Raw genomic sequence first — 18,468 nt, 5'->3', positions numbered from 1 at the left:
GTGGTGAGAATAGGAGACCAACGCTTTAGAGCGAATTTTTCCTAGCCAAGAGAGATGACACAGGAGAGGGAGACGCTGCTTCCGAGTGTTGTGGGGGATAGTTACGCCACGCGACTCGGTGTCGCTCTCGCGTTTGCTATCGTCGTCGTCGTCGCGTTCGGTGCCGTCATCAGCGTGCAGGCCTCCGCTACGCTGGAGGACGATGTCGCCGCCGACATGACGGCACTGTCGGATACGCAAGCGGGACAGTTAGACGCCTGGCTGACCACGACTCGGCGTGACGTCCGGACGACGTCGCGACTCCCCATCTTCACCGATGGCACGGAGTCCGAGATACAGAACAGACTCGAAGGGATGGTCCAGGACGAGGCTGTCCCGCCGGACGTGGTCGCCGTCCACTACGTCGACACCGAGACCAGTGAGATCGTCGCCAGTTCGAACCAGCAGTTCGTCGGTGTCGACGCCGCTGCACAGGGTGCTGCGTTCGCGACGAACCCGCCGGCGTTCTCCGGGCCCGACGACACACACGTCACGGAACCGTTCTCCGTCTCGATCGTCGACCACCCGATCATCGCTGTGGTCTCTCCAGTCCCTGGGTCGGACGGCAAAGCACTCGTCTACATGACCGACCTGGAGGCCAAGGCCGACGAGATATCGAACCAGCGAGCGGGGTCGTACACCACGGTCGTCAGTACCGACGGACAGTTCATCTCACATCCGAACGTCTCGATGATCGGGACGACCGCACCCATTGCGACGATGGACGGCGACCGACTCGGATCGCTGGCGGGAGGACAGAGCGATTTCGTCGAGACCGAGTCGATGCTGATGGGACTGACGCGACTGGATGGCCACGACTGGGTCGTGATGGTCCACTCGAACCCCGAACAGGCGTACGCCCTCAGTAGCCAGATCAACTCCGACCTCGTCGGCCTGATCCTCCTCGCTATCGTGAACCTGGGGCTCGTCGGCGTCACCATCGGCAGTAACACCATCGTCTCGCTGCGGCGCCTCTCGACGAAGGCCGAGACGATGGCCGACGGCGACCTCGACGTGGATCTGGAGACGACCCGGACCGACGAGTTCGGGACGCTCTACTCGGCGTTCGACAACATGCGGACGAACCTCGACGAGCAGATATCGGCGGCTGAAACAGCCCGCCGAGAGGCCGAGGAGGCCAAACAGTCCGCCGAGGAGGCGCGTTCGGAGGTCGAACAGGAGCGCAACGAGATGGAAGCCCTGTCGGGACATCTGGAACTCAAAGCCCAGGAATACAGCCGCGCGCTCGAAGCGGCCGCGGACGGCGACCTGACCGCACGCGTCGACACCGAGAGCATGAGCGATGCGATGGCCGAGGTCGGCGAGGAGATCAACACCACGCTCGACGCGTTGGAGGACCTCATCGCGGACGTGCGCTCGTTCACGGGCAACGTGATGCAGTCCAGCGAGCGCGTCGAGCAGAACGCCGAACGTGTCGACCGGGCCAGCCAGCAGGTCTCGAAGTCGATCCAGGAGATCTTCGAGGGGACGACCGAACAGAACGAAGGTCTCGAATCCGCTGCCAGCGAGATGGAGAACCTCTCTGCGACCGCCCAGCAGGTCGCTTCGTCCGCCCAGCAGGTCGCCGACACCTCGCAATCTGCGGCCGAGGTCGGCGAGGACGGCCGCGAGGCCGCACAGGAGGCCATCACTGAGATGAACGCTATCGAGGACGAGACCGAAGCGACGGTCGCGGAGATCAACGCCCTGGACGAGGACCTCGACGAGATCGGCGAGATCGTGAGCGTCATCACCTCCATCGTCGAGCAGACGAACATGCTGGCGCTGAACGCGTCAATCGAGGCCGCACACGCCGACGGCCAGGGTGACGGGTTCGCCGTCGTCGCCGACGAGATCAAGTCGCTGGCCGAGGAGACCAAGGAGGCCGCCGGCGATATCGAAGCGCGCATCGAGCGCATCCAGTCCCAGGCGGGCGACACCGTCGAGACGATGGAGTCGACGAGCGAACGCATCACCGAAGGGGTCGAGACGGTCGAGGAGACCGTCGACGCACTGGAGACCATCGTCCAGTACACCGAGGAGGTCGACACCGGTATCCAGGAGATCGACCGTGCGACCGAGGAGCAGGCCCGGACCGCCCAGGAGGTCATGGGCACGATCGACGACCTGACCACCATCAGCCAGCAGACCGCGACCGAAGCCGACACCGTCGCCGGTGCGGCCGAGGACCAGGCGGCCTCGATCGCGCAGGTCTCCGATTCCGCCGGAGAACTCCAGCACCGTGCCGAGGAACTGGAATCGCTACTCGAACGCTTCGAGGTCGACACTGCACCCGGTGACGGATCTGGGCAGGCGACCGCTGCAACCGACGACTGACAATGGAGACGATACAACTCTGGTTCACGCTGGGACTGCTCGGGGAACTGCTCGGGACGGCCGTACTCGCGTACGGGTACACGCTCGTCCCCCAGAACGAGAAGCGACGGTACCTGCTGCTGGTGGCGATCCCTGGAATCGCTATCGTGGCCTACGCGCTGCTGTATCTCGGGGTCGGCGCCATCCAGGTCGACGGCCACACCGTCTTCGTGGTGCGGTACGTCGACTGGCTGTTGACCACGCCGATCAACGTCCTCTATCTGGCGCTGTTGGCGAACGCGGCCCGGGTGGACACCGCGAAACTCGTCGGGCTTCAGGCGCTGACAATCGTCCTCGGGTTCGCGGGTGCTGTGACGCCGGCGCCGCTCAACTACGGACTGTTCGCGCTGGGTGGGGCGGCCTTCGCGGGCGTCGTCTATCTCCTCTATGGCACTATCGGGGCGGCCGCCACGGAATCACTCTCCGGACTGCAGGCCGGTCTCTACCGGACGCTCCGGAACTTCGTCGTCGTCCTCTGGTTGGTCTACCCCGTCGTCTGGCTCCTCAGCCAGGCTGGCATCGGCATCATGGACGTCGAGACGACGTCGCTCGTCGTTGCGTATCTGGACGTGGTCACGAAGGTCGGGTTCGGACTGATCGCACTGTACGGGCTGACGACGCTCGTGTCGGTGAGCGCGGACGATACCGTTGCTGTCAGCGCGGACGACTAAGTACTCGTTTCACACACGCGGAAAATCCACCCGGTTCCCCCCTTCGGCCGACTCGCGCCGTCAGTGGATGCCCATCGCTTCGATCTGTTCTTGGTACCGGTTCCGGATAGTGACCTCTGTCACCTGTGCCACGTCGGCGACCTCGCGCTGTGTCTTCTTCTCGTTACAGAGCAGCGAGGCGGCGTAGATGGCGGCCGCGGCGTAGCCGGTCGGTGACTTGCCCGAGAGCAGGCCCTGCTCTGCGGTCTTGTCGATGATCTCGTTGGCCTTGGACTGGACCTCCTCGGAGAGTTCCAGTTCCGAGGCGAACCGTGGGACGTACTGTTTGGGATCGACCGGCTCCATCTTCAGTTCCAGTTCCTGTGCGACGTAGCGGTAGGTCCGGCCGATCTCCTTCTGTTCGACGCGGGAGACGTCCGAGACCTCCTCTAGACTCCGTGGGATGCCCTCCTGTCGACAGGCGGCGTAGAGACAAGCCGTCGCGACGCCCTCGATGGAGCGTCCGCGGATGAGGTCCTCGTCCAGTGCCCGTCGATAGATGACCGATGCGACCTCGCGCACCGAGCGCGGGACACCCAGTGCGGAGGCCATGCGGTCGATCTCGGAGAGCGCGAACTGGAGGTTGCGCTCCCCGGCGTCTTTGGTCCGGATGCGTTCCTGCCACTTTCGCAGCCGGTGCATCTGGCTTCGTTTCTCCGAGGAGAGTGACCGCCCGTAGGCGTCCTTGTCCTTCCAGTCGATCTGGGTGGTCAGCCCCTTGTCGTGCATCGTCTGGGTCGTCGGAGCCCCCACGCGGGACTTCGACTGGCGTTCCGAGTGGTTGAACGCCCGCCACTCGGGGCCGCGGTCGATGTTCTCGTCCTCGATGACGAGGCCACAGTCCTCACAGACGAGTTCACCGCCCCCGTCGCTGGAGATGGACTCCGACTCACATTCCGGACACGTCTGCTGGCCCGTGTCCTCGGACTCCTGCTCGCGCTCCACCTGGTCCGTGTCCCGCTGGCGCGTCGGCCGTTCCATGTGTTCTTTTAAGGAGAACGTTCTGACCTATATAAATGTTTTGCTGGTAGCAAAATCGCCACCGATAGCGTGTGAAACCATGTAGAACGACTAAATGCGAGAGAATAGGCCGTTGAATTTTCCATCATCACACTCGACGTCAGCCAGAAGGGACAATACCCTGTCGGCACTACGCGGCGCCAGTACACGGCTATGAGTGACGAGCCACCCGTCGTCGAGGAAGAAGACGAGATCGGAGCGCTGTTCGACGAGCTAGAGGAACTGGAAGCGCTCGTCGACAGCCCCGAAGAGCGCGAGCAGGTCCGCGAGGCGATGCGGGCCGCGACGGAGGTTCAGGACAGCGACTCCGCCGTGTTCGGGCGCGTCGTCTGGGGGTTCGACCGGAGCGACCTCGCGGAGGCACTGCTGGGGTCGCTGCTGTTCGGGATCCCGATGGCGGTCGAAGGCGGGACTGCCGACGCCGGCCGGCACATCGCACAGCACCCACTGTATCTTCTCGCCACTGTCGTCTCGGCCGTAATCATGGTCGTCGGTATCCTCTACGTCGCCGACATCCAGGACGTGCGCATCGCGAAGGCGTACTTCGGCCTCATCCCACGCAGGCTCGTCGGAGTAACCGGGACGGCGTTCGTCGTCTCGGTCGCCCTGTTGACGTCCTGGGGGATGGTCGAGTGGTCGACCGACCTCGAGGTCTTCCTGGAGTCGCTGTCGATCTGTACCGTCGCCTTCGTGCCGATGGCTATCGGTGCCGCGCTCGGTGACATCCTCCCCGGTAGCTGACCGACGTGTCGGGGTATGTCATCCAGTCCCGCTGTCGGTGGCGTTTGGCAATCGTTAAAAGCCGCGGTCGGATACGGGGTGGTATGAGCGAGAGCCAACAGAAGCGGACGCAGAAGTGCGTCTCGTGTGGCATCAACATCGCCGGCACGAACGCCGCTGCGTTCAAGTGCCCGGACTGTGGCCACCAGATCTACCGGTGTGCCACCTGCCGGAAGCAGAGCAACCTGTACAAGTGTCCTGACTGCGGCTTCACGGGGCCATAACGATGGGGAAAGTCGCTGCCAAGATCAAGGTCATGCCCCAGAGCCCGGAAGTCGACCTCGACGACCTCCAGGAGCGTCTCGAAGGCGCACTGCCCGAGGGCGCGAAGATCAAGGGCTTCGAGCGTGACGACGTGGCCTTCGGCCTCGTCGCGCTGTTCCCGACCGTCATCATCCCCGACGAGTCCGGTGGCACCGACGCCGTCGAAGAGGCGTTCGCTGCCGTCGACGACGTCGAGTCCGTCGACGTCGACAGCGTCGGCCGCCTGTAACGGGGCTCTCCTCGTTCGTCTCACGTCGAGTAGTCGCAACACTGATCGTGATTCTTGGAGTGATGTACCGGAACGCGCCGACCCCGGGTCGGCGCTATCCGGACATAATCTACGATAATCACTATGAGCCCGTCGCACTGACGGCCGCGGAACGCACGTTTTATTAGGGCGACCGGACAAGCGGAGAGCAAGAATGCCTAGTTCCAACGGCCCTCTCGAAGGTACACGTAACAAGCTGAAGAACAAGCCCCGCGACCGCGGTACGTCGCCGCCCCAGCGCTCGGTCGAGCAGTTCGAGGCCGGCGAGAAGGTCCACCTCAAGATCGACCCCTCGGTCCCCGACGGCCGGTTCAACCCCCGATTCGGCGGCCAGACCGGGACAGTTCTGGGCAGCCAGGGCACCGCCTACAAGGTCGAGATCGTCGACGGCGGCAAGGAGAAGACGATCATCGCCAAGCCCGCCCACCTGCGTCGCCAGGAATAACCGTATGACCATCTTCAAAGAGACGCTCAGCGAGGAGTATCTCACCATCGCGGAGACGAAAGAGATCCTCGAGGGGCTGGAGATGGAGCGGGCCGCCGACGAGGACCGCGAGATGCGCTACGAACTCAAGCGGGCCATCGAGCACGTCAACCGCTTCGCACTCCTCGACCCCGAGGAGTCCCGCGAGTTCGTCGAGCAACTCCGGGAACTGGAGAAGGTCGACGAGGCCACCGCGTACAAGATCGCGAACCTGCGCCCGCTCGACCGGGACGAACTCCGCTCGGTGTTCGCCCACGAACGCTACTCGCTCTCGGGCGACGAACTGGACGAGATTCTCGGTATCGTCCGCCAGTACGCCTGAGTTGAGCGGTCGCATCTCACCTTCTCACGTTCTCTAACCGTCGAGCACCGCGTCCCCCCAGTCGATCGCAGGAATCCCGCGTGACAACGACAGCAGGCCAAAGCGGTCGGCGAGCCAGCCGCACCCGGTCCATCGAGACGGCCGAACCGGACGACGGTATCGGTATCTGGGGATTCCGGAGGGTCTGTATCCCTCGCCATTAAGTGTACTCTGGTCGTACCGAAGTCTATGAGTGATTCGGAGAGCGGCGACGGCGCCACCATGACCGGGGTCGTCATCGACGTCCTTCCACACGGGCGCGCAGCGGACGACCGCCCACAGCATCAGAAAGATCCGCTCGCGTACGTCCTCGGTATCGAGGAGTTCTACATCTACGAGCTCGTTCTGGACGGCGATTCGGACATCTCTATCGGTGACCGCGTCGACCTGACGGCGTTCGGGCGGATCACCGAGGTCGACTTCGAAGACCTCCCAAGCGGTGCCCGTTCGGAACTGGAGTACGTGGTCGAAGAGGTCGTCGAGGACAACGAACAGCGGTTCGTCGACTTCTACAACGACGCCCAGCCGATCACGCTCCGGCTCCATCAGCTGAATCTCCTTCCGGGTATCGGGAAGAAGCTCCGCAACTCCATCCTCGACGAGCGGAAACGCCGTCCCTTCGAGAGCTTCGATGATCTCCAGGAGCGGGTCAGCGGCCTCCACAACCCACAGGAGGTACTGGTCGAACGCATCCTCGAAGAACTGCGCGAGGACGACCTGAAGTACCGGACGTTCGTGCGACGGTCCGAGCAAGGCGAGGGAGAGTGAAGCGACCTCTCGAAGCGAGACGGGGAGTGTGAGGTGCCTCGAACGTGAACGGGAAACGTAGTGACCCGTGAACGGCGCGACCCGTCGAGCGAGGCGAGGGTGAGTAACACGACTCCTCGAAGCGGAGCGGGACGAGTAGGCGACTTTTTCAATCGCCGCCCGTCTACGGGGAGTAATGACCGACTCAGCGACCGGTAGACGCGACCCGGACGCGCTCGTCCGCCGGGCCGGCAAACGGGCCGACACTCGCAAGGACCAGCACTTCCTGGTCGACGATCGCGTCCTCGACCGGATTCCGGCGTACGCGACAGACGCGGGGATAGACTGTTCGCACGTGCTGGAGGTCGGGGCCGGGCCAGGGGCGCTCACCGACCGACTGCTTACCGTGGCCGAGACGGTGACCGCCATCGAACGCGACCCGGAGTTCGCCGCACACCTCCGGACGGAGTTCGCCGACGAGATCGACGCCGGCCGACTCGCCGTCGTCGAGGGTGACGCCCTGGAGGTCGCCCTCCCAGAGTTCACCGCGAGCATCTCGAACCTCCCGTACGGCGCGTCCTCCGAGATCGCGTTCCGCCTGCTGCCACGGAAGCGACCGATGGTGCTGATGTTCCAGCAGGAGTTCGCCGAACGGATGGCGGCCGATCCAGGGACCGACGACTACGGACGGCTCTCGGTGACGGCGGGACACTACGCCGACGTCGAGGTGATCGAGACCGTCCCGAAGGAGGCGTTCGACCCCCAGCCCCGTGTGACCAGCGCACTCGTGCGGACGGCGCCCCGCGAACCTGACTACTCCGTCCCGGACGACGACTTCTTCATGGACTTCCTCCGGGCGGTGTTCACCCAGCGCCGGAAGACGATGCGCAACGCCGTCCGGAACACGGTCCACATCTCGGGACTGGGCGACGCCGACGCCGTCGTCGAGGCCGCCGACGAGGACCTCGTGAGCGCAAGAGCGGGCAACCTCGCCCCGGCCGACTTCGCACGGCTGGCGACGCTGGCCGCCGAGGTCGGCGAACCGGAGGACTGAGATGGGAGAGGACGGTCGCCCGTCACTGGCCGCACAGCGCGAGGTCGAGACGGTTTATCAGCCGGCGGAGGACTCGGATCTGCTGGCCCGGACGGCTCGCGAGCGCGCGCACGAGGGGGTGCGAGTACTGGATGTCGGCACCGGATCCGGATACGTCGCTGCCACGCTCGCGGAGGCCGGTGCGGACGTCGTCGGTGTCGACGTGAGTCCGCTGGCCTGTCGCCAGGCCCGCGAGCACGGTGTACCGGTTGTTCGTGGTGACCTTGTCGACCCGTTCCAGGACGGGAGCTTCGACCTGGTCGTGTTCAATCCGCCCTATCTGCCGACACCGGCCGATCAGGAGTGGGACGACTGGATGGAACACGCGCTCTCGGGCGGTGAAGACGGGCGGCGTCTCGTCGACCCGTTCCTCGACGGTGTCGGACGGGTCCTCGGACCAGACGGTCGTGCGCTGTTGCTGGTCAGCAGCCTCACTGGTATCGACGACGTATGCGACTACGCGACCGACCAGGGGCTGACGGCGACCGAAATCGCCAGCGAGAAGCATCCCTACGAACGGCTGGTCGTCCTCGGTCTTCGACAGGCCTGAGGACGCACCACCGACGATTGTCCACGATCAGTTTCAAGCTAGTCTCCGTCGAAGAGGTGTCTGATGAGTGACAGCACTGCCCATCGCCCTGGTGACGCTCGTGATGACGTGGCTCTACGACCGGACGGGGGGCAGCCTGCTCGCGATGTTCCCGGCCCACACGCCGTTCAACTGGACGACCTGGGCGATTCGGGTACTGGAGACCGACCCCGGATCGTTCGCGTTCGTGGGCGAACTCGTCCTCGTCGCCGCTATCGTCGCCTGGCGACTGTCAGCAACGCTGAGCTGGCCAGCGAGACGATGGATATAACTATAGGGCATTTTTCTGAATAGGAAATATTAAAGCCCGTCATTTCGTACGCCGGTGTAATGACACAGGTAGTTGCCACGACACCCGGTCTGTTCCCGTTACCGGACTGGGCGAAGGACGAACTGTCCGATCTGAAGGGGCATCAGAAGACCGATCTCATCTCCGGTGACGAGAGCGAGGCCATCGAAGACGCGTACGACCGCGTCCGGGAGGAACTGATCGAGACGCAGACGGCTGCCGGACTCGACCGTGTCGTCGAGGGGCAGGGCCGCTGGGACGACATGCTGGCTCACCCGCTGGCCGTCCACGACGAGGTCGAGACTCGCGGTATCGTCCGGTACTACGACAACAACAACTTCTACCGGGAGCCGGTCGTGCAGGGCGATCTCGGTGCCGACGGCGGCGACGTCGCGGCCGACCTCGGCGCGGCCGCTGACCTCGTCGACGAGGGCCTCCAGGCGGTGCTGCCCGGCCCGTACTCGCTGGCTGACCTGGCTACCGACGAGTACTACGGCGACGAGGCCGAGTTCCTCTCGGCGGTCGCCGACTTCCTCGCGGAGGAGGTCCGTTCGTTCCCCGAGGTCGAGACGTTGTTCCTGCTGGAACCGTCCCTGGTCGAGAACGCGCCGGGTGACGGCGCCGACGAACGCGCCAGTGCGGCCATCGACGCCGTCGCGAGTGCCGCCGACGCGGACGTCGTCACCCACACCTACTGGGGTGCGCTCGAGGAGAAGGTCTACGCACACCTGATGGACGCCGACGTCGACGCCATCGGCTTCGACCTGATCGCCGACCACGACAAGAACGTCTACAACGTCCAGGAGTACGGGACGAAAGACGACGTGGCACTCGGCGTCGTCGACGGGCAGAACACCCTGGTCGAAGCGCCCGAGACCATCCGCGACCGTATCGACTGGTTCGAACAGCAGACCAACACCACGTACGACACCGTCTACGCTACCGCGAACACCGAGCTGTTCTATCTCCCGGTCAACAAGTTCGCGGACAAACTGGAAGCGCTTGCGAACGCCGCGGATCTGGAGGAGGTCGAAGCATGACTGGCCCACGAGAGCAGTTCCGACCGGTGGATCACCCGAACGACCACTTCCTGCTGACGACAGTCGTCGGCTCCTACCCCAAGCCCAAGTGGCACGACCGTGCCCGCGAACTCTTCGAGGACGAGGACGCCGACTTCGGCGAGGACGAGTGGGAAGAATCCAAGGACGACGCCTCGCGACTCATCACACACGAGCACGAGCGCTGTGGTCTCGACGTCGTCTGCGACGGCGAGATGCGCCGCAACGAGATGGTCGAGTACTTCGCCCACCGCATCGACGGCTACGAGTTCAACGGCCGCGTGAAGGTGTGGGGCCACAACTACTTCGACAAGCCCAGCGTCGCCGACGAGGTCGAGTACGGTGAGCAGTGGCTCGTCGAGGAGTTCGAGTTCACCGACGAGGTCGCCGAGCGCCCGGTCAAGGTCCCGATCACCGGACCCTACACTCTCGCGAACTGGTCGTTCAACGAGGTCTACGACAGCGAAGAGCAACTGGCCTACGAACTCGCCGACCTGGTCAACGAGGAGATCGAGGCGCTGGTCGAGGCCGGCGCGCGCTACATCCAGATCGACGAGCCCGCCCTGGCGACCACTCCGGACGACCACGCCATCGTCGGCGAGTGTCTCGAACGCATCGTCGACGACATCCCCGAGGAGGTCCGTCTCGGTCTCCACGTCTGTTACGGTGACTACTCCCGCATCTACCCCGAGATCCTCGACTACCCGGTCCACGAGTACGACCTCGAACTCGCGAACGGCGACTACGACCAGCTGGACGTCTTCACCGAGCACGAGTTCACGAAGGACTTCGCGATGGGCGTCGTCGACGCCCACGTCGCCGAGGTCGAGTCCGTCGAGGAGATCAAAGACAACATCAAGAAGGGGCTGCAGGTCGTCCCGCCCGAGCGTCTCACCGTCTCGCCGGACTGCGGTGTGAAGCTCCTGCCCCGCGAGGTCGCCTACGGCAAGATGGAGAACATGGTGCAGGCGGCCCGCGAGATCGAGCAGGAGCTCGACGCCGGAGAGATCGACGTGGTCGCGAGTGGTGCGGAAGCGAGTGCGGACGATTAGCGAGGTCGCGCAGCGGCCTCGATGTCGAGCGGGGAGTAGCGCGACCCGCGAGACGTTGAATCGGGGGGTAGTTTCATCTGCGAGCTGTTAATCGTTCGGACAGCGGACGACTAGCGCGGTTCGGAGCGAGCGATTTTTCGACCCGTTCTGGCGAGCCGAGTACGACGATCTGACCGACGAGGCACATCGCACCCACGGTCAGAGAGCGATATGGATTCGGACCATCGGAAACGGGACGATCCCGACACGACCACTCCTTTCTAGACGAACTACTATTCGACAATCGACGAACAGAGTTACGTCGTTAGACGGCTCGAAAGCCCCTCAACTGCCAGCAGAATCGATTCGGTTTACGTACCAGATTATAGATATTTGGAAAAATACTAGAATCCCAATATGGCTGAAAAATGGGTTACTGGGGCCTGAAAAACGAAAATTCCCATGTGTGTGAAATATTGTAAGTACGCCCACATAATTCTGGGAAAGAGTTTAGTTGTCGTCAGTTGAATCTGGTAGTGAGAGAGCTATGACAGGCGACACACACCTCCGGGCGGAACTGTATCTTCGGGGAGACACCTACGGCACGTTCGACGCGCAACAGCAGGTGCTCAATCGGGTCAAGCGACTCGAAGCGAACGGGGTCTTCAGCGAGTCGATGCTCGCCGGCGAGTGGCAGCGGATTCGGACGATGGCCGAAGACAAGCGGTCCGGCGCGCTGGCGACCTACGAGGAGTTCCGTGACTGGGCCGAACGGAACGGCCACTCGCTTGAACCGGCCTTCGAGCGCCGGAGCCGGAGTTACGTGGGACTGGACCGTGTCGACGAGGTCGTCGTCTTCCCGGTCGTCTCGCTGGCGATGTACGACGGGAGTCGACTCAAGGGCGTGTTCCCGTGTACGGACGAGGACCGCACGTACACGGTCGGTGACGCGCTGGAGGCCTTCGAGCGTGGCGACGCCGACTGGCTCGCACAGTTCGACTCGGTCACGGTCGGGCGGACCCAGCCGTGGCTCGAACCGGGCGTCGACGTGACGCCCTAACCCCGAAGCGCTTCGACCGGTTCCTCGCTGGCCGCTTTCCAGGCCGGATAGAGGCCGCTGAGGATGCTCGTGACGACGCCGAAGGCGAACGCCGAGCCGACGTACCAGGCGTTGGCCAGTCGGAACACCGCCGTCGCGTCACCGACGGTGTAGTGGTTGATCGCCAGGCCGGCCCCGATACTCAGCACCACACCGATCAGGCCACCGACTACGCCAAGCAGTGTGGCTTCCATCAGCATGACTTTCAGCACGTCCCGTTTCTGGTAGCCGACCGCCCGCAGGACGCCGATCTCCTCGCGGCGTTCGACCGTCGACATCAACATCACGTTCAGGATGGAGATGCCGGCCACGAGCAAGGAGATGGAGGCGATGCCGACGAGGATCGTATTGATGATCTGGAACGTCTGCCTGATCTGGTCGACCAGCGAGCCCAGTTCGTTCACTGTGACGCGTTCTTCGCGGTCGTTGAGCGCTGCCCGGAGGCGCATCGCCGTCGCGTTCGCCTCGGCACCCGACGGCGCCGTGAGATACACCTGCGAGTAGCCCCGTTCGTCGATCTGGTTCGTAGGAACGATGACCCGGTTCGATGGATTGAGCTGTGAGAACGCCTCGCCGTCCTCCAGTACTGCCCGGACACGGACCGACGTTCCGTTGATCGTGATCGTACTCCCGCTATCGATGTCGTACTCCTCGGCGATGGAACTGCCCACGAGGGCACCAGATCGGAAGGGGTCCGGTACCCGCCCGTCACTGGCGGTGTATATGTCCGCTGGGTTGTCGATGCCGTATATAAACTCCTGTGACGAGCGGTCTCTCGTGAACTGCACCCTGACGATCTCGTTTCTGACCGGTGTGACGGTCGTCTGCGGACCGGCGACGCGCTGGATGTCCCTGATGTCCCGTTCGTTGAGGTGATCGACGCCGTTGTCGTAGTTCGGCGAGACAGTCACCTGGTTACCGATGTCGCCGAGGTTCTGGGTGATCGAGTACCGGAGCGAGACACCGAACATCCCCAGTGAGGCGATGGCGATGACGCCGATGACGATTCCCAACGCGGCCAGCAGCGATCGCATCTTGGTGCGCGTGAGGTTACGGCGTGCCATCAGGGCGGCGGGGAACCGCCGGTATATCGGGTCAAGCATCGAGTTCCTCCCGGCCGATGGTGCCGTCGACCAGGTGGACCGTGCGGTCGACGTACTGGTTGACCAGTTCGTCGTGTGTGACGGCTACGATGGCGACGTTCTCCTCGTCGGCGATCCGCTGGAACTCGTCGAGGATCTGTCGGCCGGTCTTTCGGTCGAGGTTCCCGGTCGGTTCGTCGGCGAGCACGATCGGCGGATCGTTGATCAACGACCGGGCGATGGCGACACGCTGTTTTTGCCCCCCGGAGAGTTCGTCGGGGCGGTGGTCGAGTCTGTCGCCGAGACCGACTCGCTCGAGCAGGTCGCGGGCTCGCTGTCGTGTAGTGGGGTCGCGGTCGAATAGCTGCGGGACCTCGACGTTCTCGACAGCGTTGAGCGTCGGGAGCAGGTAGAAGTGCTGGAAGACGAACCCGATGGTGCGTTTACGGAGCGCGGTCCGCTTGCGATCACCCAGGTTCGTCACGTCCTTCCCGTCCAGGACGACGGTCCCCTCCGTCGGCGTCGAGAGGAGACCCAGGATGTTCAGCAGGGTGGTCTTCCCGCTCCCGCTGGGGCCCATGATCGAGACGAACTCGCCGGCTTCGAGGGTGAAGTCGATCCCGCCGAGTGCCTCCAGTACCTGGCCGCCAGTCCGGTACCGCTTGACGAGGTTCTGTGCGTCGATGACGGTCATATCTCCTCGTCACCGCGTCGGTACCACCTGACGAGGACGACGACGATGACGAGGGCTGCGACCGCCCCGACGCCGACGACCGGCAGGAGCCCACCGAATCCGCCGCTGTTGTTCGACCCCTGGTTGGGTCGGACCGGCATCGCCGGTTCGGCAGCGGTGACGCCGACCTGGAAGGTCTGTCGTTCCCGGTCGCCGTCGACCAGATAGGAGACGGTCAGTGGGACCGAGGAGACGTTCCCCGAGGTCTGTGCGTAGACGTCGAAGGAGACGAAGTCACTGGAGGGGACCGTCCCGACGAAGTACTCCTTGTTCGGGAACGCCGGTGAGACGTTCTCGGTGTCGGCGACGGAGACGAGGACGCTGTTTGCCTCGGTCAGGCCGACGTTGCTCGCACTGCCGGATATCTGGAGGCGGCCGCCCTGTCTGACGACGTCAAGTCCAGTCAGCGTGATCGCACCGGGCGCCGAACGGAGTTCGGTCGAAGTGGTTGTCGTCCGGTCACGCGTTCCGACTTCGTATTCGGCCGTCACGTCGACGTCGGCGGACGGTTCCGCGAGGCTGGCGTTCAACCGGACGGACTCAGACGTGCCCGACGGGATCTCGGTGACGATGGCACGCCGGAACGTCGCGTTGTCCGAACTGGCTGTGACCACGACGCTCTCGACGGGCGTGTTCCCCTGGTTGATGACGTCGACCGAGAGCGCTCGGTCCTCGCCGCTTCCGACTGCGGAGGCGTCGAGCGAGACTCCCTCACGGAGTTCCTCCGGCCGGATCGTCTTGGTCCGCTCGGCCGTGCGCTCGGTATCGCCGTTGACCGTGTAGTGTAGCGTCGCCGTCAGGGGTTGCTTGCCCGCACGTTCCGGGCGGAACCGGAACGGTGCCGTGACGACCTCGTTGCTGTCCAGCGAGGCGAACACAGTCCGGTCTTCGATCATCTCGACGGTCCGCCCGTCGACGATCAGTTCGACGTTCGAGATGGGGGTATCGAGTCCGTTCGCGATCGTCACCTGTCCGGTGGCCGCAACACCCGCGACGGATTCGTTCGCCTTGATGTCGAGTTGGGGATGCTGTTCACGGACCGTGACGGTGACCGGATACCGGAGCTGCACGGCTTCACCGGTGGCCGTGTTCTTCCCGAAGATGAACACGCGGATGTCCCGCTTTCCCTCGTTCTCGAACGTGTAGGTCAACGGGACATCGAGTTGCGATCCAGGCGAGATCGTCCCGACGTTCTCGATGCGCTTGAGTTCGTCGACACCGAAGCCAGTCCCCCTGAGAGCGACTGCACGGATTTCCAGTGAGCCGTTACTGCTCTCGAGGTTCCTGATGGTCGGCGTGATCGTGACCGTCTCGCCGGGGGCTGGCGTCTCCGGCGAGAGCGTCACTTCCGTGACGGATGCGTTGACGCCGTTTGCAGTCACAGCGGCTGGGATGGCTCCGATCAGGAGCACGAGCCCGACGAGGAGGACGGTCAGTCGTCGCATACCAGTTCCCCACCCACCGGAATACATTGGAGGTTCGATTCGCGGACGTCGACAGGGACCACTGTCATAGACGGTGCTCCGGCGACAGCTCCCATAAGCCTGACGTGTTCGGTCGCGAACTGAACGCCCTCAGCTCGGTAGTTCGTCGATGAGCCGCTCGAACTGCTCGCGGTACTTGGCCTCGGCACGCGCAGTCGCCAGCCCAGACTCGTCGGCGAAGACCGCGTTGAACCCTGCCATCCGCCACAGTAACGTCGAGAGTTGATAGAGTGGCCGTCGTTCGGCGTACCCGTCGTCGAAGTCCATCGGCTGGAACTCCCGGTAGCCGGTGTGGAATTCGTCGCGCAGCCGGTCACAGATGGCAGGGTCCTCGAACGAGGAGTCGATGAACAGGAACTCGGTCTGTGCGAGGTTGTACTCCGGCAACGCTGCCAGTACGTCCTGCCAGTCCAGCACCGCCGTGATCGGCTCCTCGACGTCGGGTTCGAACAGCAGGTTCGCCGGTCGGAAGTCGTCGTGGACGAGGCGTGGAATCCCGTCTTCCGGGACGATATCCAGTGCCGGTTCGATGCGGTCCCTGGCGCGGGTCGTGATGTCTTCGAACGGAGTCCCGTCTAGTCGCGAGAGGTGTGCGCGCGTGAGTTGTTCGAAGTAGTCCCGCCAACTTCCCATCCAGTCCCGGACGATGATCCGGTCGTTGTGGAGGTCCAGTCGACCGAAGGCCTCGAAACCGACTTCGGAGTGCATATCGCCCAGGACACGTCCGGCCTGGGCCATCACTCGCTGTCGTTCCGACTCCGAGAGCTCGCCGAACTCCTCCGCGAGATTCTGGCCGTGGACGCGCTCGGTGACGAAGTACGGCGGGATGTCGGCCTCGGGTTCCTGTTTGAAGACGAGGATCCGTGGTACGGGGACGTCGGTCCGGTTGGCGACGTACTCGTGGAGGCGGGGTTCGACCTCGAATGGGACGTTGCTGTTGGGTTTGAACTTCACGACGACCTCGTACTCCTCGCCCCCGTGGGCCATCGTCACCAGATAGACGTCGCTCTGGTGGCCACCGCCCGGGGTCTCGAAGGTGAAGCCATCGTGGTCCGGTCCCGACTCGTCGAGGACCGCTGCGATATCCGATTCCGGCGTCGACACTACAAACCGCTATGCGGGAGGGATAAATAAAACTGCCAGTAACGCCCTCACGGCGAGTTCGAAGCGATCGATCGCACGTTGACTTTGGGGACAGTGACTTGTCCAGCGAGACCCCAGTCCCGGTATGGTTGCTCTCGTGCTGGTCGCAGGCGTGGCCCGGACCGGTGTCATCGGTGACGGTGACACCATCCCGTGGCACTACGACGAAGACGAACAGCAGTACAAGGATCGCGTCGCCGGGAGTCCGGTCGTCGTCGGCCGACGGACCTGGGACGGGATGACAGATATCGAGGGGACCCACCCCGTCGTCGTCACGAGCACGCCCGGGGAGTACGAGGCAGAGGGGACGACGTTCGTCTCGTCTGTCCCGGACGCTATCGCGGCGGTCGCCGACCGCGCCGAGACCGGCTACGTCATCGGCGGCCAGTCCATCTATTCGATGTTCCTTCCCTACGCCGACCGAGCGTTCGTCTCGGAACTGCCCGAGTACGAGAACGGGCGGGCCGTCTTCCCGTATCTCGGCACCGACTGGACGGTCACCGACCACGAGACGTTCTCCGAGTTCACCGTCGTCGAGTACGTCAACGAGGATCCGCGACCGGTCGCGACCGCCGAGCGGTAGCGACGGCACCCGCCGCAACCGCCAACGCTTACCCTGCGCAGTCCTACCGGTCGACTATGCGAACGGTAGACGCGGCCGGGCTGTCGATCGGCGACGATCACCCGACGCGCATCATGGGCGTGCTGAACGTCAGCAAGGAATCCCCATACGAGCCCTCCGTCTACGACGATCCCGGGGAGGCGGCCGCCTACGTCGACGAGGATCTGGTCGACGAGGGCGCCGACATCGTCGACGTCGGCCTGGAGTCGGCCAACAAGCGACTCGATGTCCTCTCGGCCGAACAGGAACTGGACCGCCTCGATACGGCCGTCGAGACCATCCAGTCGGTGAGCGGCGACGCCGTCTTCTCTATCGAGACCAGGTACGCCGAGGTCGCCGAAGCGGCCCTGGACGCGGGGTTCGACATGGTCAACGATATCTGTGGGTTCGCCGATCCGGAGATGCCGACGGTCTGTCGGGAGTACGACGTCGCCGTCGGGAAGATGGCCAGCCCACCGGACCTGGAACGACCCGGGGCCGTCGACGACGTGGATTGGGAAGCCGCGCGCTCTCCCGAGTGGGCCGAACAGGCCGACTACGTCGACAGAGTGTACGAGGCGCTCACACAGAACGGCATGACGGACAAGACCATCGTCGACCCGGCCTTCGGTGGCTGGAGCGAGCGAAAGACGCTGGACGACGACCGGGCGACGTTCCGACGACTCCGTGAGTTCCGTGGGTTCGGCCAGCCGATCCTGGTCTCGATCAACCGGAAGAACTTCCTTCGGGACCTCGCGGACCGCTCGACGGATGAGGCCCTCCCGGTGAGTCTGGCGGCCACCTCGATGGCTATCGAACGCGGGGCCCACGTCGTCCGTACCCACGATGTCGCGGAGACGCTGGACGCCGCCCGGATCGGTGACGCGTTCACCGAGCGAGGCCGGACGGTCTCGGGTGACGTGGCCGTGAACGAACTCGACGTCCGAACCGCGGGCGACGTCACACGGCATCTCGACCGGATCGGGGCGACCTCGACGGACGGCGACCCGTTCGTCGGTCGCGTCTTCGAGGTGTCCGGACTCACCCAGACTGGCGTCGAACGACTGGAAGCGGCCGCCGCAGAGACGAGGGCGGTCGTCCGGCCCGGCGATTCGGGGGTCCTGCTCGGCGGCTCGCTCGACGCGCTCTCGGCGGTCGCCGACGCCGTCGGTGACACGCCAGAACTGAACGCCCTGGTCAGGGCCATCGAGGGATAA

Annotated in this window: 21 protein-coding genes; 16 read left to right on the top strand and 5 right to left on the bottom strand. The window is 64.2% G+C overall.

Going from position 1 to position 18,468, the window contains the following annotated elements:
* The first annotated feature begins 54 nt into the window (after positions 1–54).
* On the top strand, positions 55–2,376 hold the full coding sequence (locus Hhyl2_RS07500) for a methyl-accepting chemotaxis protein (RefSeq protein WP_483550117.1): 2,322 nt from the start codon (positions 55–57) through the stop codon (positions 2,374–2,376).
* 2 nt (positions 2,377–2,378) lie between these two features.
* A complete protein-coding gene (locus Hhyl2_RS07495; RefSeq protein ID WP_483550116.1) occupies positions 2,379–3,086 on the top strand; it encodes a bacteriorhodopsin in 708 nt (235 codons plus the stop codon).
* A 60-nt stretch (positions 3,087–3,146) separates the two neighbouring features.
* Here Hhyl2_RS07495 and Hhyl2_RS07490 read toward each other — a convergent pair whose 3' ends face one another.
* The gene (locus tag Hhyl2_RS07490; protein ID WP_284008675.1) at positions 3,147–4,106 is read right to left on the bottom strand and encodes a transcription initiation factor IIB; all 960 of its coding nucleotides are present in this window, start codon (positions 4,104–4,106) and stop codon (positions 3,147–3,149) included.
* 192 nt (positions 4,107–4,298) lie between these two features.
* On the opposite strand from Hhyl2_RS07490, the gene Hhyl2_RS07485 reads away from it, so the two are divergent.
* From Hhyl2_RS07485 to Hhyl2_RS07430, 12 genes are all read left to right on the top strand, one after another.
* Positions 4,299–4,886 carry a DUF2391 domain-containing protein gene (locus tag Hhyl2_RS07485; protein WP_483550115.1) on the top strand — a complete coding sequence of 196 codons (588 nt, stop codon included), beginning with the start codon at positions 4,299–4,301 and terminating at the stop codon, positions 4,884–4,886.
* An 83-nt stretch (positions 4,887–4,969) separates the two neighbouring features.
* Positions 4,970–5,149 carry an HVO_2753 family zinc finger protein gene (locus tag Hhyl2_RS07480; RefSeq protein WP_276221895.1) on the top strand — a complete coding sequence of 60 codons (180 nt, stop codon included), beginning with the start codon at positions 4,970–4,972 and terminating at the stop codon, positions 5,147–5,149.
* Between the two features lie 2 nt (positions 5,150–5,151).
* Positions 5,152–5,418 carry an elongation factor 1-beta gene (locus Hhyl2_RS07475; protein ID WP_483550114.1) on the top strand — a complete coding sequence of 89 codons (267 nt, stop codon included), beginning with the start codon at positions 5,152–5,154 and terminating at the stop codon, positions 5,416–5,418.
* A 193-nt stretch (positions 5,419–5,611) separates the two neighbouring features.
* A complete protein-coding gene (locus Hhyl2_RS07470; RefSeq protein WP_483550113.1) occupies positions 5,612–5,902 on the top strand; it encodes a 50S ribosomal protein L21e in 291 nt (96 codons plus the stop codon).
* 4 nt (positions 5,903–5,906) lie between these two features.
* Positions 5,907–6,263: an RNA polymerase Rpb4 family protein gene (locus tag Hhyl2_RS07465; protein ID WP_483550112.1), complete on the top strand. Its 357-nt coding sequence runs from the start codon at positions 5,907–5,909 to the stop codon at positions 6,261–6,263.
* A 228-nt stretch (positions 6,264–6,491) separates the two neighbouring features.
* Positions 6,492–7,070 (top strand): DUF655 domain-containing protein, encoded by a 579-nt coding sequence (locus Hhyl2_RS07460; protein WP_483550111.1) that lies wholly within the window; start codon positions 6,492–6,494, stop codon positions 7,068–7,070.
* A 175-nt stretch (positions 7,071–7,245) separates the two neighbouring features.
* Complete coding sequence (locus tag Hhyl2_RS07455; protein WP_483550110.1) at positions 7,246–8,103, top strand: 16S ribosomal RNA methyltransferase A; 858 nt, start codon at positions 7,246–7,248, stop codon at positions 8,101–8,103.
* Position 8,104: 1 nt separating this feature from the next.
* Positions 8,105–8,692 carry a HemK2/MTQ2 family protein methyltransferase gene (locus tag Hhyl2_RS07450; protein ID WP_483550109.1) on the top strand — a complete coding sequence of 196 codons (588 nt, stop codon included), beginning with the start codon at positions 8,105–8,107 and terminating at the stop codon, positions 8,690–8,692.
* A gap of 67 nt (positions 8,693–8,759) precedes the next feature.
* Positions 8,760–9,002, top strand: coding sequence for a hypothetical protein (locus Hhyl2_RS07445; protein ID WP_483550108.1), 243 nt, complete (start codon positions 8,760–8,762; stop codon positions 9,000–9,002).
* A gap of 59 nt (positions 9,003–9,061) precedes the next feature.
* Positions 9,062–10,060 (top strand): 5-methyltetrahydropteroyltriglutamate--homocysteine methyltransferase, encoded by a 999-nt coding sequence (locus Hhyl2_RS07440; protein ID WP_483550107.1) that lies wholly within the window; start codon positions 9,062–9,064, stop codon positions 10,058–10,060.
* Positions 10,057–11,130 carry a methionine synthase gene (locus Hhyl2_RS07435; RefSeq protein WP_483550106.1) on the top strand — a complete coding sequence of 358 codons (1,074 nt, stop codon included), beginning with the start codon at positions 10,057–10,059 and terminating at the stop codon, positions 11,128–11,130. The genes Hhyl2_RS07440 and Hhyl2_RS07435 overlap by 4 nt, the downstream gene beginning before the upstream one ends.
* Before the next feature lie 526 nt (positions 11,131–11,656).
* Positions 11,657–12,169 (top strand): HTH domain-containing protein, encoded by a 513-nt coding sequence (locus tag Hhyl2_RS07430; RefSeq protein ID WP_483550105.1) that lies wholly within the window; start codon positions 11,657–11,659, stop codon positions 12,167–12,169.
* Here the strand turns inward: Hhyl2_RS07430 and Hhyl2_RS07425 are convergent.
* From Hhyl2_RS07425 to Hhyl2_RS07410, 4 genes are all read right to left on the bottom strand, one after another.
* A complete protein-coding gene (locus Hhyl2_RS07425; RefSeq protein ID WP_483550104.1) occupies positions 12,166–13,311 on the bottom strand; it encodes an ABC transporter permease in 1,146 nt (381 codons plus the stop codon). The two genes, Hhyl2_RS07430 and Hhyl2_RS07425, sit on opposite strands and share 4 nt — an antisense overlap.
* Positions 13,304–13,984: an ABC transporter ATP-binding protein gene (locus Hhyl2_RS07420; protein WP_483550103.1), complete on the bottom strand. Its 681-nt coding sequence runs from the start codon at positions 13,982–13,984 to the stop codon at positions 13,304–13,306. Before Hhyl2_RS07420 ends, Hhyl2_RS07425 begins: the two co-directional genes overlap by 8 nt.
* Positions 13,981–15,468 carry a COG1361 family protein gene (locus Hhyl2_RS07415; protein ID WP_483550102.1) on the bottom strand — a complete coding sequence of 496 codons (1,488 nt, stop codon included), beginning with the start codon at positions 15,466–15,468 and terminating at the stop codon, positions 13,981–13,983. Before Hhyl2_RS07415 ends, Hhyl2_RS07420 begins: the two co-directional genes overlap by 4 nt.
* A 129-nt stretch (positions 15,469–15,597) precedes the next feature.
* Positions 15,598–16,611, bottom strand: coding sequence for a phosphotransferase family protein (locus Hhyl2_RS07410; protein WP_483550101.1), 1,014 nt, complete (start codon positions 16,609–16,611; stop codon positions 15,598–15,600).
* 124 nt (positions 16,612–16,735) lie between these two features.
* On the opposite strand from Hhyl2_RS07410, the gene Hhyl2_RS07405 reads away from it, so the two are divergent.
* Together Hhyl2_RS07405 and folP are read left to right on the top strand one after the other, a co-directional pair.
* Positions 16,736–17,233 carry a dihydrofolate reductase gene (locus Hhyl2_RS07405; RefSeq protein WP_483550100.1) on the top strand — a complete coding sequence of 166 codons (498 nt, stop codon included), beginning with the start codon at positions 16,736–16,738 and terminating at the stop codon, positions 17,231–17,233.
* 56 nt (positions 17,234–17,289) lie between these two features.
* Complete coding sequence (folP, locus tag Hhyl2_RS07400; protein WP_483550099.1) at positions 17,290–18,468, top strand: dihydropteroate synthase; 1,179 nt, start codon at positions 17,290–17,292, stop codon at positions 18,466–18,468.

This window comes from Haloarcula sp. H-hyl2 (assembly GCF_056934385.1).
Note: the sequence above shows the minus strand (reverse complement) of the source record. Positions and strands in the feature narration are given on the sequence as shown.

Coding starts and splice junctions, on each gene's coding strand:
- Hhyl2_RS07500 (WP_483550117.1), top strand. CDS start 55: ATGACACAGGAGAGGGAGACGCTGCTTCCGAGTGTTGTGGGGGATAGT.
- Hhyl2_RS07495 (WP_483550116.1), top strand. CDS start 2,379: ATGGAGACGATACAACTCTGGTTCACGCTGGGACTGCTCGGGGAACTG.
- Hhyl2_RS07490 (WP_284008675.1), bottom strand. CDS start 4,106: ATGGAACGGCCGACGCGCCAGCGGGACACGGACCAGGTGGAGCGCGAG.
- Hhyl2_RS07485 (WP_483550115.1), top strand. CDS start 4,299: ATGAGTGACGAGCCACCCGTCGTCGAGGAAGAAGACGAGATCGGAGCG.
- Hhyl2_RS07480 (WP_276221895.1), top strand. CDS start 4,970: ATGAGCGAGAGCCAACAGAAGCGGACGCAGAAGTGCGTCTCGTGTGGC.
- Hhyl2_RS07475 (WP_483550114.1), top strand. CDS start 5,152: ATGGGGAAAGTCGCTGCCAAGATCAAGGTCATGCCCCAGAGCCCGGAA.
- Hhyl2_RS07470 (WP_483550113.1), top strand. CDS start 5,612: ATGCCTAGTTCCAACGGCCCTCTCGAAGGTACACGTAACAAGCTGAAG.
- Hhyl2_RS07465 (WP_483550112.1), top strand. CDS start 5,907: ATGACCATCTTCAAAGAGACGCTCAGCGAGGAGTATCTCACCATCGCG.
- Hhyl2_RS07460 (WP_483550111.1), top strand. CDS start 6,492: ATGAGTGATTCGGAGAGCGGCGACGGCGCCACCATGACCGGGGTCGTC.
- Hhyl2_RS07455 (WP_483550110.1), top strand. CDS start 7,246: ATGACCGACTCAGCGACCGGTAGACGCGACCCGGACGCGCTCGTCCGC.
- Hhyl2_RS07450 (WP_483550109.1), top strand. CDS start 8,105: ATGGGAGAGGACGGTCGCCCGTCACTGGCCGCACAGCGCGAGGTCGAG.
- Hhyl2_RS07440 (WP_483550107.1), top strand. CDS start 9,062: ATGACACAGGTAGTTGCCACGACACCCGGTCTGTTCCCGTTACCGGAC.
- Hhyl2_RS07435 (WP_483550106.1), top strand. CDS start 10,057: ATGACTGGCCCACGAGAGCAGTTCCGACCGGTGGATCACCCGAACGAC.
- Hhyl2_RS07430 (WP_483550105.1), top strand. CDS start 11,657: ATGACAGGCGACACACACCTCCGGGCGGAACTGTATCTTCGGGGAGAC.
- Hhyl2_RS07425 (WP_483550104.1), bottom strand. CDS start 13,311: ATGCTTGACCCGATATACCGGCGGTTCCCCGCCGCCCTGATGGCACGC.
- Hhyl2_RS07420 (WP_483550103.1), bottom strand. CDS start 13,984: ATGACCGTCATCGACGCACAGAACCTCGTCAAGCGGTACCGGACTGGC.
- Hhyl2_RS07415 (WP_483550102.1), bottom strand. CDS start 15,468: ATGCGACGACTGACCGTCCTCCTCGTCGGGCTCGTGCTCCTGATCGGA.
- Hhyl2_RS07405 (WP_483550100.1), top strand. CDS start 16,736: ATGGTTGCTCTCGTGCTGGTCGCAGGCGTGGCCCGGACCGGTGTCATC.
- folP (WP_483550099.1), top strand. CDS start 17,290: ATGCGAACGGTAGACGCGGCCGGGCTGTCGATCGGCGACGATCACCCG.